Consider the following 14,679-nt stretch of genomic DNA (forward strand, 5'->3'; position numbering starts at 1 on the left):
CCGCCATGACTGTATCCGCCACGCACCTGATGCGGGTTTCGCATCTGACCAAACGCTTCGGCGAGCATACCGTGCTCGACGACGTGTCGCTCGACGTCACCGCCGGCGAGGTCAAGGGCGTCATCGGCCCGTCCGGGGCCGGCAAATCGACGCTGATCCGTTGCCTGAACGGCCTGGAACCGATCGATGCGGGCGAGATCTGGCTCGATGACACCGAGCTCACGGCGAGAAAAGCCGACCTGGACGCCCTGCGTTCGCGCATCGGCTTCGTGTTCCAGGACTTCAACCTGTTCACCCACCTGACCGTGGCCGACAATCTCATGCTCGGGCTGCGCCGGGTGCGCGGCTTCAAGCGCGCCGAGGCCGAGACCATCGCCCGGCGCGAGCTCGAGCGCGTCGGCCTGGCCCCGAAATGGCAGGCCTTTCCGGCGGAGCTGTCCGGCGGTCAGCAGCAGCGTGTTTCGATCGCGCGGGCACTGGCCATGCAGCCGGAACTGATGCTGTTCGACGAACCCACCTCCGCACTCGACCCGGAATCGGTGGGCAGCGTGCTGCGGGTGATGCGCGAACTCGTGGCCGAAGGCATGACCATGATCATCGTCTCGCACGAGATGGCCTTCATCGAGGCCGTGGCCGACGACGTGCTGTTCATGGCCGAGGGCCGCGTGGTGGAAGAAGGCCCGGCCCGCCAGATCTTCCACGAAGCGCGCGAACAACGCACCCGCGACTTCATCGACGGCATCGCCGCCGCGCTGGTCGGCGAGGCCGACGACACCGGGCGGGCGCGATGAGTGGCTGGTTCGCCTTCGCCTGGGCGAATCTGCCGGCCTTGCTGCACGGCACCGGCTACACGCTGGCGATCTGGGCGGTGGCGATGATCGGCGGGTTTATCGCCGGCTGGATTCTGGCCGTGGCCCGGGTCTACGGCGACCCGGTCTCGCGCGCGCTGGCCACGGGCTATATCGAACTCATCCGCGGCACGCCGCTGCTGGTGCAGATGTTCATCGTCTATCAGGGGCTGCCGCAGGTGGGGATCGTGTTCGCGCCGCTCACCGCGGCGATGGTCGCGATCGGCATCAACACCGCCGCCTACCAGGCCGAGTATTTCCGCGCCGGCATTCGCGCGGTACGCCCGGGCCAGCTCGCCGCCGGACGCGCGATCGGGCTGACCCGGATGCAAACCATCGGTCACATCGTGTTGCCGCAGGCCTGGCGCATCGCCCTGCCGCAGTGGTCCAACGAAGTCATCATCGAACTGAAATACACTTCGGTGGCATTCGCCATCAGCGTGCCCGAACTCATGGGCCAGGCGAAGATGATCGGGGCCGACAGCTTCAAGTATTTCCAGATCTTTCTGGTCGCCGCGCTGATCTATCTGGTACTGGTCAGCGCGATCACGCTGGTACTCGATCAGGTCGAGCGGCGCTACGCGCTGCGGCAATGAACCGACCGTGAATACAGACGCCGGTCGCTTCGGCGACCGGCGTTCGCCAGGTCACATGGTCGCGAAGATGGTCAGCACACCGCGCTCACGACTGGCCGAGCCATTGCTTCACTGTATCGGCATGCTGCGCGATGAAGCGCTTGGCCGCCGCCTCGTAGGACGTCTTGTTGGCATCGGCCAGCAAGGCATTGGTGGTGTCCAGATCAAAATGCATCCGCGACAGGAAGGCCGCGATCTGCGGCTTGTTCTTCTTGATCGACGGATTGGCGATGGTCACGACGTGCTCCTCGCCGCCCAGCGCTTTTTTCGGATCCTTGAGATAGCGCAGGTGGAAGCGTTCCCATATCCAGTGCGGGCTCCAGGCCGTCACCACGATCCAACGGTGATTGTCGATCGCACGCTTGAGCGCCGCGGTCATGGCCGGGCTGCTGGCCGTGATCAGGCGCATGTTGTCCAGCCCGTATGTCTTCAGGGCCTGGTGCGATAGCCGCATTTCCCCGGCGCCCGCCGAAATACCCTGGATTCGGCCACCCAACTTCTTGGCGACTGCCGGCTTCTTGAGATCGTTAATGCTGTTCAGCTGATCTTTGGGCACATAGCTCGGCACCGCCCAGCCGAGACGAGCCCCATTGTAGAGAACGCCGAGCGTATCGACCCGGTCCTTGACGCGCTTCATGTAGGCGGCGTGCGTCTTGGGCAGCCAGGCGGCGAGGAACACGCTGTTCTTGTTGCGCGCGGTCCCCAGAAACGACACCCCAACCGACACCTGCTTCAGCTCGACCGTGGTGTTGTAATGCTCCTGGATCAGATCACGCGCGATACGGCTCATCGCCTCGTCGGCAGCGTAATTGTCGGTATAGATCGTGATCGGCGCATGGGCCGCCAGCGCGGTGCCACTGGCCGTCAAGGTCACGAGCAAAGCCACGGCGAGGCCGCGGAGGCGGCGCATTTTAACGTGCATTCGTTGGTACTCCCCTTATCAAACGAGCTTCAAGCATGGCCAGAACACGCGCCGCCTGCAACGCGGCCGGGTCGCCCCTTCCGCGTTGCGGACCGACAGCGCAATTCGCGGCGGATTCGGCGAAACCCCCGGTCCGCGTTAAACTGATGCACTAAACGACTCAACCCGACGACGATCGAGGTAATACAATGTTGAAAGTCGGTTTCGTGGGCTGGCGCGGCATGGTGGGCTCGGTCCTCATGCAACGCATGCTGGCCGACAACGACTACGAGGGGCTGGAACCGGTCTTCTTTTCCACCTCCCAGGCCGGCCAGCCCGGCCCGGATATCGGCCGCGACGTGCCGGCCCTGGCCGATGCCAAGGACATCGCTGCCCTGGCCGAGATGGACGTGATCGTGACCTGCCAGGGCGGCGATTACACCGGCGAGGTGTACGGCCCGCTGCGCGATTCCGGTTGGAACGGCTACTGGATCGATGCCGCCAGCAAGCTGCGCATGGCCGACGATTCGACCATCGTGCTCGATCCGGTCAACCGCGACGTGATCGATGCCGAGCTGGAAAAAGGCACCAAGACCTTCTGCGGCGGCAATTGCACGGTCAGCCTGATGCTCATGGGCCTGGGCGGCCTGTTCGAGCGCGATCTGATCGAGTGGATGTCAGCGATGACCTATCAGGCCGCCTCCGGCTCGGGGGCGACCCACATGCGCGAGCTGCTCAACCAGATGGGCGCGCTGCACGACGCGGTCAAGCCCCAGCTCGACACACCATCCTCCGCGATTCTCGACATCGACCGCGACGTCACCGCCACCATGCGCAGCGCAGATTTCCCGGTCGAGCAGTTCGGCTATCCGCTGGCCGGCTCGGCCCTGCCCTGGATCGACGCGCCGATGGAATCCGGCCAGTCCAAGGAGGAATGGAAGGCCGGCGCCGAATCCAACAAGATTCTCGGCCGCCAGGATCAGCCGATCCCGATGGACGGCCTGTGCGTGCGCATCGGCTCGATGCGCTGTCATGCCCAGGCGTTCACCATCAAGCTCAAGCGCGACATCCCCACGGCCGAGATCGAGCAGATGCTGGCCGACCACAACGAATGGGTGAAGGTCGTGCCCAACGACAAGGACGCCACGCTCGAGCATCTCACCGCGGCGGCCGTGTCCGGCACACTGACCGTACCGGTCGGACGCATCCGCAAACTGGCCATGGGCGGCGAATATCTCACCGCCTACACCGTGGGCGATCAACTGCTCTGGGGCGCAGCCGAGCCGCTCAAGCGCATGCTGGCCATCATTCGCGGCCAGATCTGACCCAAACTGACGGCAGCGCCCAGCGCGCTATCGGCTTTGCCCGATGGCGCGCTGAAATTCTGCGCCGCCTCCAAGACAGCGTTGCAAAGCGGATTGCGGCACGGCGGGCCGACCGATCGCCATAGGCGCTCATCGCCGCGCATGAACGGACCCCTTAACAAGTCATGATTCGCAAGTCAGGCTCACGCCACGGACATCACCCGCAGCCGACAGCATGAGTTACAACGAAGAGCGGCCGAAAAGGAAACAGGCCTAATGCCTGCCTACGCCAGAGACCTGCGTCGCGCCGGACCGAGCTCAATACCTACAACGTCAAGACGCTGTGCTGGCCTTGATGGTGCCGATGTCGTTTTCCTTCCAGAAATGGGTGAGGCGCTCTGCCTGTTCCGCGGTAAGCGGCCAGGCGGACGGCGGGCGGGCAGGTCCACAGTCGAGACCCATAAGCTGCAGTGCCGCCTTGACGCCGGTGACGTTGGTACCGCCGAGTTCCTCTGCACGGATGTCCTCAAAGACCTGCATCTGCGTTATGAGACGCTGGGCTTGTTCGTAGTCCGCGGCCTCGAGTGCCCGATGAATGGCGACCGATTGCTCGGGCCAGACGTTGATCAGTCCCGATGTGAACCCTCTGGCGCCGACTGAATAGAAGACCGGCGCCCATACTTCTGCCAGGCCCCCGACCCAGACGATGTCCGAATTCACCGCTCGGATTGCCGCCGAGAGTTTGAGTGCATTGGGTGTCGCCCACTTGACGCCAACGACCCTGTCCAGCGCGCAAAGCGATTCGATCACATCCAGACCGATGCTGTCGTTGCGTAAATAAAGCACTAGCGGTAGCCCATCGGCCGCGTCCGCGACGCGACGCACGTAGTCCACTATCCCTCGGGGCGCAACGAAAGGATCCGGCGGCTGATGGATCATCAGGGCATCGGCGCCAGCCTTGGCCGATGCGCTCGCCAGACGGCAGGCATCCTTGATACCACGACCGACACCGGCCACGAGTGGTACGCGCCCGGCGATATGATCAGCCGCCACGCACACCATGGTTTCGGCCTCATCCACCGTGAGGGCATAAAACTCCCCCGTGTTGCCATTGGCCACCAGAATATGAACGCCCGCCGCGATCGCACGGTCCACGATCGGGCCCTGCTGCTGCGGTGCCAAGGAGTCATCAGCCGCAAAGGGTGTCACGAGAATGCCGGAAATACCGGTTAGCGCTTGTTTCAGATATTGCTCGTCAAATGCCATAAATACTTCACTCGGTATATTTTTTACTGACGTCGCTTATCGCTTGTTCTGCAGCCGCCATTCGGCAAAATCTTTTTTTGACTGTTCGTGGGTCGCCGGATACAGGCCGATGATGCTGCGTCCCTTGCGCACTTCCTCAGTGACAAAGTCTTCGTAAGCAGTCATTTCGACGGCTTCGTCGGCAATCTCTTCGGCCAGGTGAGCAGGGATCACCACCACGCCTTCCGCGTCGCCGACGACGATATCGCCAGGGAATACCGCCACATCACCACAGCCGATCGGCACATCGAGGTCCAGCGCCTGGTGAAGCGTCAGGTTCGTCGGCGCCGAGGCCCGGGCATGATAGGCCGGCATATCCAAGTCGCCGATCTCCGGGCTGTCTCGAAAGCCGCCATCGGTGACCACTCCGGCCGCCCCGCGCACCATCAGACGTGTCAACAGGATAGAGCCCGCCGATGCGGCCCGAGGATTCTTGCGGCTGTCCATCACCATTACCGCGCCTTCGGGGCACTGCTCGACTCCTGCACGCTGCGGATGATCCGGATCTCGGAACACCTCAAGCCCGTTCAGATCTTCGCGGGCCGGGATATAGCGCAACGTGTAGGCTGGGCCCACCATGTTGCGCCCCTTAGGACTCACCGGATGAACATCCTGAATGAACTGGTTTCTCAAGCCACGTCGATATAGCGCGGTACACAGTGTCGCGGTGGACACCGTCAGCAGCTTTGAGCGGATTTCTTTGTTCATGTTTTCGTCTTCCGGGCGTTAGAAAATGTCGGGCTCGCCCGCAGGCTCACCGAAATCCGAGGTGAGGAAGTCGAAATCGCATCCCTTGTCAGCCTGACTCACGTGCTGCGCGAACATCCAACCGTAGCCGCGCTCGAAGCGCGCTTTCGGTGCCGTCCATTCATTGCGCCGCCGTTCCAGTTCGGCTTCGTCCACCAGCATGTCCAGTTTGCGGGCCGGTATATCCATGCGCACCGGATCACCGTTGCGCAGTAGTGCCAGCGGGCCACCGATATAGGCCTCGGGCGCCACATGTAATACGCACGCACCATAGGACGTCCCGGACATGCGGGCGTCCGAGATCCGCAACATATCCCGATGCCCTTGCTTGATCAGCGCCTTGGGGATCGGCAGCATGCCCCATTCTGGAAATCCGGGGCCGCCGAGCGGACCGACGTTGCGTAGCACCATGACGTGATCCGGCGTCACGTCGAGACTCTCGTCTTCGACCGCTGCTTTCATTTCCGGATAACTGTCGAATACCAGCGCCGGGCCCTCGTGCACATAAAAACGCTCGTCGCAGGCAGCCGGTTTGATCACCGCACCGTCCGGGCAGAGGTTACCGCGCAGTACTGCGAGCGATCCCTCGTGGTAGACCGGGTTGGATAGCGGGCGGATGACGTCGTCGTTGTACACCTCTGCGCCTTCCAACGTTTCGCCGAGGCTTTGGCCGGAAACGGTGATCACAGAGAGATCCAGACGTTCCGCCAATTCGGCCATAAGTGCCCGCAAACCACCGGCGTAATAGAAATCCTCCATCAAGTAACCCGTGCCCGAAGGGCGGATATTGGCGATCAACGGCGTGACGCGGCCCAACGCGTCCAGATCGTCGAGCGAAAAGTCCACCCTGGCACGGCCGGCCATTGCCAGGAGGTGAACCACCGCATTGGTGGAGCAGCCAGTCGCCATCGCCACGATCGCGGCATTGCGAATAGCTGCCGGCGTGACAACGCGGTCCGGTGTCTGATCCTCCCAGACCATGTCGACGATGCGACGACCGCAGGCGGCTGCCATGCGGATATGGCCGGCATCGGCTGCGGGTATCGACGAGCCCCCCGGCAGGCACAGCCCCATGGCTTCAGCAATCGCCGTCATCGTCGACGCCGTACCCATGGTCATGCAGTGGCCGTAGGACCTTGCGATACCCCCCTCGATACCCACCCATTCGGCGTCCGAGATATTACCGGCGCGCCGCTCGTCCCAGTACTTCCAGGCATCCGAGCCGGACCCGAGCGTCCGGCCCGCGTAGTTTCCGCGCAACATGGGGCCTGCCGGTAGAAAAATCATCGGCACCTTCGCGGTGAGTGCGCCCATGATCAGCGCCGGCGTCGTCTTGTCGCATCCCCCCATCAGCACCACACCGTCCAGCGGATGACTACGGATCTGCTCTTCGGTCTCCATAGCCAACAAATTTCGATAGAGCATCGATGACGGCTTGGTAAAGCTCTCGTCGACCGAAAGCGCCGGCAGCTCAACCGGGAAGCCGCCAGCCTGATAGACGCCCTTCTTTACATCAGCAGCCCGCTCCCGGAAATGCGCGTGGCAGGGATTGAGCTCCGACCACGTGTTCAGAATGCCGATCACGGGGCGCCCCTCCCAGTCCTCGGGCGCTAACCCCATCTGCATGAGGCGTGAGCGATGACCAAAGCTTCGCAGGTCATTTGGCGCGAACCATCGGGCACTACGCAAATCCGCGGCCGTCTTCTTGGCACTCGAGCTCATTGCTGACTTCCCTCTATCCATTGCATTTATCGATACCGCAGGCTGCATCGAGTCCGGCGAATCTCGACTCTACGCTGGCACCTATGTATGCGCATTCATACCAAGGTCTAATGACTATTGAAAGGCAATGCGAATAACGTATTTTACTCGCAATAAATTATGTATGCGTATTCATTTCGACGACTGCGACATACGGTAGACGCGAGCAACTGCACCGAAAAACCGGCATTAATCGCCGACAACAACAGGATATGGGCCGATCCACTATCCGACTCGAGGAGATGACTTATGAATCGATTGCTCCGAACACTTGGCATAGCAGCGGCGCTGGCACTCGTCCTGGCCTTGCCGAATCTCGCCGTCGCACAGGACATCCCGTCCAATCTGCGAATCGTCATCGGGTCGAAGTCGACCGGGGGTGACACCTACCAAAACAGCGAAATCGTCGCGAACGCGCTGGCCAAGCAGCTCGGCATCAACGTCAAAGTGGATGCGGTCGGCGTGAATCGTGCCTTTCGTGCGCTCAGCCATGATTCGCGCGGCACCACGATGATGATCTTCCACGACCAAGCGTATTTGGGGAATCTTTACGGGGTACCGGGCTACCCCGACATCTTCAAAAAGTATGTGATCGGGCCGACGCTTGCGATCAATCCTGGCAACGCGTATCTCGTGCCCAAGGATTCGCCTTACAAGACGCCTTCCGATCTCATCAAGGCGGCTGCGGCCGGCAAACGGATTCGTGTCGCCATTCAGGCCGGAGGTGTTTCAGAAATCGGCTTTTCGGCGCTTAAGAACGCGGCGCGCCTTAACAAACCGGGCTCGGAAAACAACATTATCGCCGTCCATACCGGCTCCCAGGCAGACAAGAACCAACTCCTGTTTCAGGGCCAGGCTGATGTTATCAATGGTTCCGTTCAGGCCAACGAGCAGTTCACGCAGCTGCCGGCCAGCGATCGCAAGGCGATGCGCTTCATCTGGTTGACCGCGCGGCATAAAACTATTGAGCAGGCGCCTGCTGAGGGAATGGGCCACACCACTCGTGCCCAGTTGCTCCAGCATGTTACCCCCAATGTCCATGTACCGATGAGCGGCAAACAGGACTTTACCTTCGACAAGGAATTCTTCTTCATCTACAACAAGAAGATGGACCCGACCCTGGTTCGGAAGATGGACCAGGCATTGAAAACTATTTATGCCAAGGGCGATATCCAGAAAAGGCAAAAGGCAGCGTTCTTCATCCCGGATTTCATGCCGTCGAAAGAAGCCACCATCTATCTGAAAAATAAAAAAGATACCTACCGCAAGATCATCAACGAGATCTCCGGCAGCAAATCCTAAGCAATGCACGCCGGCGCGCTCGGCAGCGCGTCGGCATCTTGCGCCGGCTACTCGCCGGTAATTGCTGCCTGCCCACAACGTAGTGAACGGCGACCTGGCTGACTGGTGATCCCATGGACCTGAAATCCCTGCTGAAAGTGAAGATCGACTTCGCCACGTCGCAACTCGTCTTCCCTCATATCATCGAAGCAATTCTGGCCATTCTTCTGGCTATTGTGATCGCCGTGCGCTGGCGCCGGATAGCGGCGGCCGTCGCCGGCGGGCCGCCCTGGCCCATCGGTATCGATAACCTGCGGTTCTTCGGCACGATCTTCGCGACTATCGGCTACTTCCTCGCCATGCCCGCCATCGGCAATCACTTCCCGAACACGGGGCTCGGATTCCTTTTCGGATCCATCCCGTATCTACTCTTCATGAGCCTGCTCTATCTTCACGACTGGCGCCCCAGGCCGATCATCTACGCTGCCGCCAACGCGCTCATCGCGCCAACAATCATCTGGTACGTGCTCGGCAACGTTTTCAACATTTCCCTGCCTTAGACGATCGGTCACGGCTTCTTTCTGGCCAAGGTACTACCATGGATCTTATTTCCGGTCTAACTCCGTTCTTTTTTGTTCTGGTCACGCTCGGGACGGTGGTCGGCATCATTTTCGGCGCGATTCCGGGCATGACGGCCACCATGGCTGTGGCGGTGTGCCTGCCGCTGACCTACTCACTCGGGCTCGAGCAAGGTTTGGCACTGCTTCTGGGACTGTACGTCGGCGGCATTTCGGGTGGCCTGGTACCCGCCATACTGCTCAATATTCCAGGCACACCGTCCTCCATCGCGACCACCTTCGATGGCTATCCTATGACGCTGAACGGGGAAGGTGAGCGCGCCCTGAAAGTGGGCATATTCTCTTCAGTGTTCGGCGGTCTGTTCAGCCTGATCATCCTCTATTTCTTCGCGCCGACGCTGGCGAGTTTCGCGATCCAGTTCTCCTATATCGAGAAGTTCCTTATCATCCTGTTCGCGTTGACGGTGATTGCGGCGCTGAGCAACAGCCTGCTCATGGGTCTTTTCAGCGGCGTGCTTGGCATTCTCATCAGTCTGATCGGCTCGTACGACATCTCACGCGGGGGCAATGGTGAGTTGCGGCTGGTACTGCCTATACTGCAACCGTATCTAGAGGATGGCTTTTCTCTTTTACCCGTGCTCATCGGCGTATTCGCACTCTCCACCGTCTTATTGGAGGCCGAACAGGGGATGAAGGACGGGGAAGGACTATCGGGCGTCAAACTCGGCAGCGGCAAGCCGTTCCATTTCTCGGTATTCCGCGGGCAGCTGGTCAACCTGATCCGTTCCTCAACGATCGGTACCTTTGTCGGCTTGCTTCCCGGCGTGGGGGGCAGCGCCGCGTCTATACTGTCCTACAGTCAGGCCAAAACCTTCTCGAGATCGTCCGCCGAGTTCGGCAAGGGCACGCCGGCCGGCGTCGTGGCCTCGGAAAGCGCCAACAATGGCCTGACCGGCGGCGCACTCATTCCGCTTCTATCTCTGGGCATACCCGGTGACAGCACCACCGCGATTCTCATCGGCGCCTTCACACTACAGGGTATCCAAGTCGGCCCGCTGTTCATCGGCGAACACCTGCAAACTTGGAATTCAATGATCGTGGCGGCGCTGTTCGCCAACCTCGTGATGTTTGCCGTGATGTTTCTCGCCATTCGACACTTGGCGAAGATCGTAACCGTTCCAAAATATATCCTCTTCCCGATCATCCTGATGATGTGCGTGGTCGGAGCCTATACGATCAACTACGGCGTTATGTTCGACGTCTGGACGCTGCTAATCTTCGGTCTTTTCGGTTACTTCGCGCAGAAAGTCGGCATTGAACTGGCGCCTTTCATCATCGGATTCATTCTCGGGCCGTCAGCCGAAATCTACTTCATGAAGAGCCTGGAATCCTTTGGTACACTTTCGATCTTCTTCACCAAGAGCTGGATCGCCATCCTGCTCTGGATTCTTATCGCTCTTTCGCTGACTTTCTCGATTACCATGTCGCTTATCAGCCGCAAGCGTCATCCGCTGGAATAGTTAAATTGTCAACGTTAGCCAACTGGCAACCGCCACGAATAACGAATCCACCGCGTGCCAGCACGCACGACATAGAACGGCCCGACCTCAAGACATCATACAAAAGTCGCAACGGTGAACATGGGGCGCGTTTTGTCTAAAAGAAACGAAAAGACTCGCAGCGCCTCCACCGCACAGGAATCCGGCGCAGGCGTCACCATGGAAACCGTCGGACGCATAGCCGGCGTATCGCAGGTGACGGTCTCGCGTGCGCTCAACCATCCCGACAAAGTCTCGGCAGAAACACTACGAAAGATTCAGGAAGCGATCCGCCTCACCGGATACGTTCCCAATCTTACTGCCGCATCGCTTGCATCAAGGCGTACACGTTTGATTGCGGCCCTCGTGCCGTCTATAACCAACATCGTGTACTCGACGCTGATCCAGCGCTTCGTTGTTGCAATCCGTGCCGCAGGTTATCAAGTGCTGTTGAGTGAAACGGGCTTTTCCCAGGATGAGGAATACAAGCTCGTCTCTGCACTGCTCAGCCGCCGGCCGGACGGCGTGCTTTTGACTGGCGTTCACCACTCGTCGGACTGCCGGCGGGCCCTGCTGGGCGCTCAAGTTCCGACCGTGGAAGTATGGGATATCACGGAAACACCGATCGATGTGTGCGTTGGTTTCTCGCATACCGACGCCGGTCGGGCCGTAGCCGATTTTGTGCGTCGGTCAGGCTATATGAATACCGCGGCCGTAGCCGCCGGCGACGAAAGAGCGCTGCGGCGAATGGCGGTCTTTCGTGACACGCTTTTGGAGCATGGGTACAAGACGATCCCCGAGGTTCGACTCGCCGGTGCGGCGAGCATCAAATGCGGCCGGGAATCGCTGGCACAACTCATCAACGACGGTTTTCATGACGGCGTCATCTTCTGCAGTTCCGACCTACTGGCGCATGGCATATTGATCGAAGCCCAGGCACGGGGTCTTTCCGTACCGGATGAAATCGCCGTCATCGGCTTCGGCGATCAGGATTTTGCCGCACAAACTTTTCCCGCGCTAACCACCGTCAGGGTCGATCGTGAAAAGCTCGGACAATATGCAGCCGACGCGATGCTTAGAAGGCTGAGCGGCGAGCCAGCTGATCAGCGGCAAATCGATATCGGCTTCGACATCATAGTTCGAAACAGTGCATAAATCGTTCATAATCTCGGGTTCGCTCTAAAAACCAGATATTTACCAAATATTTTTTATAGCAAGAGCTCTGCGGTATTTGACCCTCTCTTTATTTATTGCCCCGGCACAAAAATAGATGATTTTTCGGGTTAATAGCGCGAGTATGCGACCGCATGCCCGCCGCGGCCGTCGGCCGCGAAGCCTCCAAAAGTAAAAGACGGACAGGCGCCGGCTTTTATTTTTGGAGGCGTTGAAAACAGCTGATGAAGTCAACTGTTTTGATGCCGGATTAATAGAGCTTCCCGCAACCGACGCCCGCCCGTTTTCACGCCGCGCCAGACCGGCGTACCATAAGCGGCTTATCTTGAACGCAGCGCGAATCGTCGACCGCCGGTCACAGGAGCCGTGTGGGCCAAAACTGTGCCGCATCGGCGTTTCACATCGATCGGAACGGCCGTTACCCATCGAGGCCCGCACATGTCCCAGAATTCTTCCGCCTCTGCCATCAACGACGACAGCGCCAGCACCCCGCGTTTTTTGGCCAGCGACAACACGTCGGGGATCTGCCCCGAGGCGATGGATTATCTGCATCGCGCCAATGCGGCGGATGATCTGGCCTATGGCAACGACCGCTGGACGGCCGAAGCGTCCGATGCGTTTCGCGATCTGTTCGAGACTGACTGCGAAGTGTTCTTCGTGTTCAACGGCACGGCGGCGAATTCGCTGGTGCTGGCCTCGCTGTGCCAGTCATATCACAGCGTGATCTGTCATCAGCTGGCGCATATCGAGACCGATGAATGCGGCGGCCCCGAGTTCTTCTCCAACGGCTCCAAGCTGCTGACCGTACCCGGCGACTCCGGCCGCATCACGCCCGGCGGCATCGAAACCACCGTGACCAAGCGCGGCGACATTCACTACCCGCGCCCGCGGGTGGTCTCGCTGACGCAGGCCACGGAGGTCGGCACCGTCTACGACCTGGAACAACTGCGCGCGATCCGCGAGGTCGCCGACCACCACGACCTGCGCGTGCACGTGGATGGTGCCCGCTTTGCCAACGCCTGCGCCGGGCTGGATGTATCGCCGGCCGAGCTGACCTGGCGCGCCGGTGTCGATGTGCTGTGTTTTTCCGGCACTAAGAACGGGCTGGCCTTCGGCGAGGCCGTGATCTTCTTCGACAAGCGGCTCGCGCTGGATTTCGAATACCGCTGCAAGCAGGCCGGCCAGCTGGCCTCGAAGATGCGCTACCTGGCCGCCCCCTGGCTCGGCCTGCTGGAAACCGGCGCCTGGTTGTCCAACGCACGCCACGCCAACGCCATGGCCCGGCGCCTGGCCGACGGTGTGGCCGATCTGGCGGACGTGAAGCTGATGTTCGACGTCCAGGCCAACAGCGTGTTCCTGGAGATGCCGGCGGCCTTGCAGAACGCGCTGCGGGCCCGCCACTGGACGTTCTATACCTTCATCGGCGAGGGCGGCGTGCGTTTCGTCTGCAGCTGGAATACCACGCCCGAGCTGATCGATTCGCTGGTCGACGATATCCATCAGGCCGTCGCGGCGGCCTGATGCGCACCCGAGCCCGGGGGCTATTGCCGCCCCTCGATGGCGGCCAGCAGCACGGCCATGGCGATCGTCAGACGCCGGTCGACCGCGCCGCTCTCGCCCGGCGACAGGTCGATGTCGAGCTTGTAGATGAACGGATTGAAGTGCTGGCGAAAATGCGCGACGGGCCGGTCGTGCCGGGTCAGCGCGTAGTGCTGCGGAAAGAAGTAGCCGAGCAGCCCCACCAGTGGTATCTCACCGGCGAACTCGATCAGCCGGCGCAACAGCGACTTGCCGAGCGAATCCTCGGTCAGCTCCGCCAGGGGCTGGCCGGCGGCATCCAGCATCTGCCAATGATCGCGCACGAAGGTCGAGCGCAGACCCGAGCGGCGCAGGGTGCCGATACGCGCCCGCGCGCGGCTGTCCTCGATGTCGTAGGCGCCGGAGAAGTCAAGGGCTTGTTGCCGCTTCGTGCGAGCGCCGCGTTGGAGACCGCAAATCGCGTCCGTCAAGGCGCGAGTCGCCGCATCGTGGTGTGCCACGATCAAGACTTGCAACGCCGCCGGGCGCCCATAGTCAATTTTTGGGCGGCCCAACCCTTCGGGACAAGCGCCCAACGATTGACGACACGACGGCAATCCAGCGTTGTAGCACGCTTGTGCAGAGTGACTGCACGGCGCGCACTACGCCTCGTCTTGCCGCACAACAGCGCTTGGCGCGGACCCGCACGAAGCGGCAACAGGCCCTACGATGCTATCGGTCCGGATACGCAGGACTTCGTCGCGCCGGCCGGCATCGGCATAGACCCGAATATCCTCCTTCAACCGGAAGCGCTTCATCTCGGCGTACAGGCACAGGTGGCCCCGGCTGTCTTGCAGTTCGTAAGCGCCGCCGAACAACCGGAAGAAGCGGCTTCGCAGAACATAGCGCGTGGCCTGCAGGGGATCGGCCGTGGCGACGGCTGAACGGGGCTCGGCATGGCGCATACAGGCTCCGGAACGAGTCGGGCCTGCAATTGTGCCCGAACCCGGGCGGTCGCCGGTGCGCCTGGTGCGCTGCGCGGCGTTGCGGGAAACAGGGTTAACTTTTATTTGACGCCAAGGCACTACCA

Annotated in this window: 14 protein-coding genes; 8 read left to right on the forward strand and 6 right to left on the reverse strand. The window is 60.8% G+C overall.

What is annotated here, in order from left to right:
- The first annotated feature begins 5 nt into the window (after positions 1-5).
- Positions 6-791, forward strand: coding sequence for an amino acid ABC transporter ATP-binding protein (locus ACS8YF_RS07470; RefSeq protein ID WP_440849588.1), 786 nt, complete (start codon positions 6-8; stop codon positions 789-791).
- On the forward strand, positions 788-1,444 hold the full coding sequence (locus tag ACS8YF_RS07475) for an amino acid ABC transporter permease (RefSeq protein WP_109992848.1): 657 nt from the start codon (positions 788-790) through the stop codon (positions 1,442-1,444). The genes ACS8YF_RS07470 and ACS8YF_RS07475 overlap by 4 nt, the downstream gene beginning before the upstream one ends.
- Positions 1,445-1,529: 85 nt before the next feature.
- Here the strand turns inward: ACS8YF_RS07475 and ACS8YF_RS07480 are convergent, their stop codons facing one another.
- Entirely contained in the window at positions 1,530-2,393 is an 864-nt protein-coding gene (locus ACS8YF_RS07480; protein ID WP_440849589.1) for a glycine betaine ABC transporter substrate-binding protein, read from the reverse strand.
- 200 nt (positions 2,394-2,593) lie between these two features.
- On the opposite strand from ACS8YF_RS07480, the gene asd reads away from it, so the two are divergent.
- A complete protein-coding gene (gene asd, locus ACS8YF_RS07485; protein ID WP_440849590.1) occupies positions 2,594-3,709 on the forward strand; it encodes an aspartate-semialdehyde dehydrogenase in 1,116 nt (371 codons plus the stop codon).
- Between the two features lie 312 nt (positions 3,710-4,021).
- Here the strand turns inward: asd and ACS8YF_RS07490 are convergent, their stop codons facing one another.
- Genes ACS8YF_RS07490 through araD form a run of 3 tightly spaced genes read right to left on the reverse strand, consistent with a single transcriptional unit; the run spans position 4,022 to position 7,462 of the window.
- Positions 4,022-4,954, reverse strand: a complete 933-nt coding sequence (locus ACS8YF_RS07490; RefSeq protein ID WP_440849591.1) for a dihydrodipicolinate synthase family protein — start codon at positions 4,952-4,954, stop codon at positions 4,022-4,024.
- 36 nt (positions 4,955-4,990) lie between these two features.
- Positions 4,991-5,701 (reverse strand): ribonuclease activity regulator RraA, encoded by a 711-nt coding sequence (locus tag ACS8YF_RS07495; RefSeq protein ID WP_440849592.1) that lies wholly within the window; start codon positions 5,699-5,701, stop codon positions 4,991-4,993.
- Positions 5,702-5,719: 18 nt separating this feature from the next.
- Positions 5,720-7,462, reverse strand: a complete 1,743-nt coding sequence (araD, locus tag ACS8YF_RS07500) for an L-arabinonate dehydratase (protein ID WP_440849593.1) — start codon at positions 7,460-7,462, stop codon at positions 5,720-5,722.
- A gap of 288 nt (positions 7,463-7,750) precedes the next feature.
- Between araD and ACS8YF_RS07505 the strand changes: the two genes are divergently transcribed.
- The 5 genes from ACS8YF_RS07505 (at position 7,751) to ACS8YF_RS07525 (ending at position 13,592) form a co-directional block, all read left to right on the forward strand.
- On the forward strand, positions 7,751-8,803 hold the full coding sequence (locus ACS8YF_RS07505; RefSeq protein WP_440849594.1) for an ABC transporter substrate-binding protein: 1,053 nt from the start codon (positions 7,751-7,753) through the stop codon (positions 8,801-8,803).
- Between the two features lie 113 nt (positions 8,804-8,916).
- On the forward strand, positions 8,917-9,342 hold the full coding sequence (locus ACS8YF_RS07510) for a tripartite tricarboxylate transporter TctB family protein (protein WP_440849595.1): 426 nt from the start codon (positions 8,917-8,919) through the stop codon (positions 9,340-9,342).
- 38 nt (positions 9,343-9,380) lie between these two features.
- Complete coding sequence (locus ACS8YF_RS07515; RefSeq protein ID WP_440849596.1) at positions 9,381-10,880, forward strand: tripartite tricarboxylate transporter permease; 1,500 nt, start codon at positions 9,381-9,383, stop codon at positions 10,878-10,880.
- 120 nt (positions 10,881-11,000) lie between these two features.
- Positions 11,001-12,053 (forward strand): LacI family DNA-binding transcriptional regulator, encoded by a 1,053-nt coding sequence (locus tag ACS8YF_RS07520; RefSeq protein ID WP_440849631.1) that lies wholly within the window; start codon positions 11,001-11,003, stop codon positions 12,051-12,053.
- Between the two features lie 456 nt (positions 12,054-12,509).
- Complete coding sequence (locus ACS8YF_RS07525) at positions 12,510-13,592, forward strand: threonine aldolase family protein (protein ID WP_440849597.1); 1,083 nt, start codon at positions 12,510-12,512, stop codon at positions 13,590-13,592.
- 20 nt (positions 13,593-13,612) lie between these two features.
- Here ACS8YF_RS07525 and ACS8YF_RS07530 read toward each other — a convergent pair whose 3' ends face one another.
- Together ACS8YF_RS07530 and ACS8YF_RS07535 are read right to left on the reverse strand one after the other, a co-directional pair.
- Entirely contained in the window at positions 13,613-14,080 is a 468-nt protein-coding gene (locus ACS8YF_RS07530; protein WP_440849598.1) for a hypothetical protein, read from the reverse strand.
- 171 nt (positions 14,081-14,251) lie between these two features.
- Positions 14,252-14,554 (reverse strand): hypothetical protein, encoded by a 303-nt coding sequence (locus ACS8YF_RS07535; protein WP_440849599.1) that lies wholly within the window; start codon positions 14,552-14,554, stop codon positions 14,252-14,254.
- Between the last annotated feature and the right edge of the window lie 125 nt (positions 14,555-14,679).

It is taken from the genome of Salinisphaera sp. SWV1 (assembly GCF_052044155.1).
Lineage (GTDB): Bacteria > Pseudomonadota > Gammaproteobacteria > Nevskiales > Salinisphaeraceae > Salinisphaera.

Excerpts from the sequence above, each read along its gene's own strand:
- ACS8YF_RS07470 (WP_440849588.1), top strand. The coding sequence starts at position 6 with ATGACTGTATCCGCCACGCACCTGATGCGGGTTTCGCATCTGACCAAA.
- ACS8YF_RS07475 (WP_109992848.1), top strand. The coding sequence starts at position 788 with ATGAGTGGCTGGTTCGCCTTCGCCTGGGCGAATCTGCCGGCCTTGCTG.
- ACS8YF_RS07480 (WP_440849589.1), bottom strand. The coding sequence starts at position 2,393 with ATGCGCCGCCTCCGCGGCCTCGCCGTGGCTTTGCTCGTGACCTTGACG.
- asd (WP_440849590.1), top strand. The coding sequence starts at position 2,594 with ATGTTGAAAGTCGGTTTCGTGGGCTGGCGCGGCATGGTGGGCTCGGTC.
- ACS8YF_RS07490 (WP_440849591.1), bottom strand. The coding sequence starts at position 4,954 with ATGGCATTTGACGAGCAATATCTGAAACAAGCGCTAACCGGTATTTCC.
- ACS8YF_RS07495 (WP_440849592.1), bottom strand. The coding sequence starts at position 5,701 with ATGAACAAAGAAATCCGCTCAAAGCTGCTGACGGTGTCCACCGCGACA.
- araD (WP_440849593.1), bottom strand. The coding sequence starts at position 7,462 with ATGAGCTCGAGTGCCAAGAAGACGGCCGCGGATTTGCGTAGTGCCCGA.
- ACS8YF_RS07505 (WP_440849594.1), top strand. The coding sequence starts at position 7,751 with ATGAATCGATTGCTCCGAACACTTGGCATAGCAGCGGCGCTGGCACTC.
- ACS8YF_RS07510 (WP_440849595.1), top strand. The coding sequence starts at position 8,917 with ATGGACCTGAAATCCCTGCTGAAAGTGAAGATCGACTTCGCCACGTCG.
- ACS8YF_RS07515 (WP_440849596.1), top strand. The coding sequence starts at position 9,381 with ATGGATCTTATTTCCGGTCTAACTCCGTTCTTTTTTGTTCTGGTCACG.
- ACS8YF_RS07520 (WP_440849631.1), top strand. The coding sequence starts at position 11,001 with ATGGGGCGCGTTTTGTCTAAAAGAAACGAAAAGACTCGCAGCGCCTCC.
- ACS8YF_RS07525 (WP_440849597.1), top strand. The coding sequence starts at position 12,510 with ATGTCCCAGAATTCTTCCGCCTCTGCCATCAACGACGACAGCGCCAGC.
- ACS8YF_RS07535 (WP_440849599.1), bottom strand. The coding sequence starts at position 14,554 with ATGCGCCATGCCGAGCCCCGTTCAGCCGTCGCCACGGCCGATCCCCTG.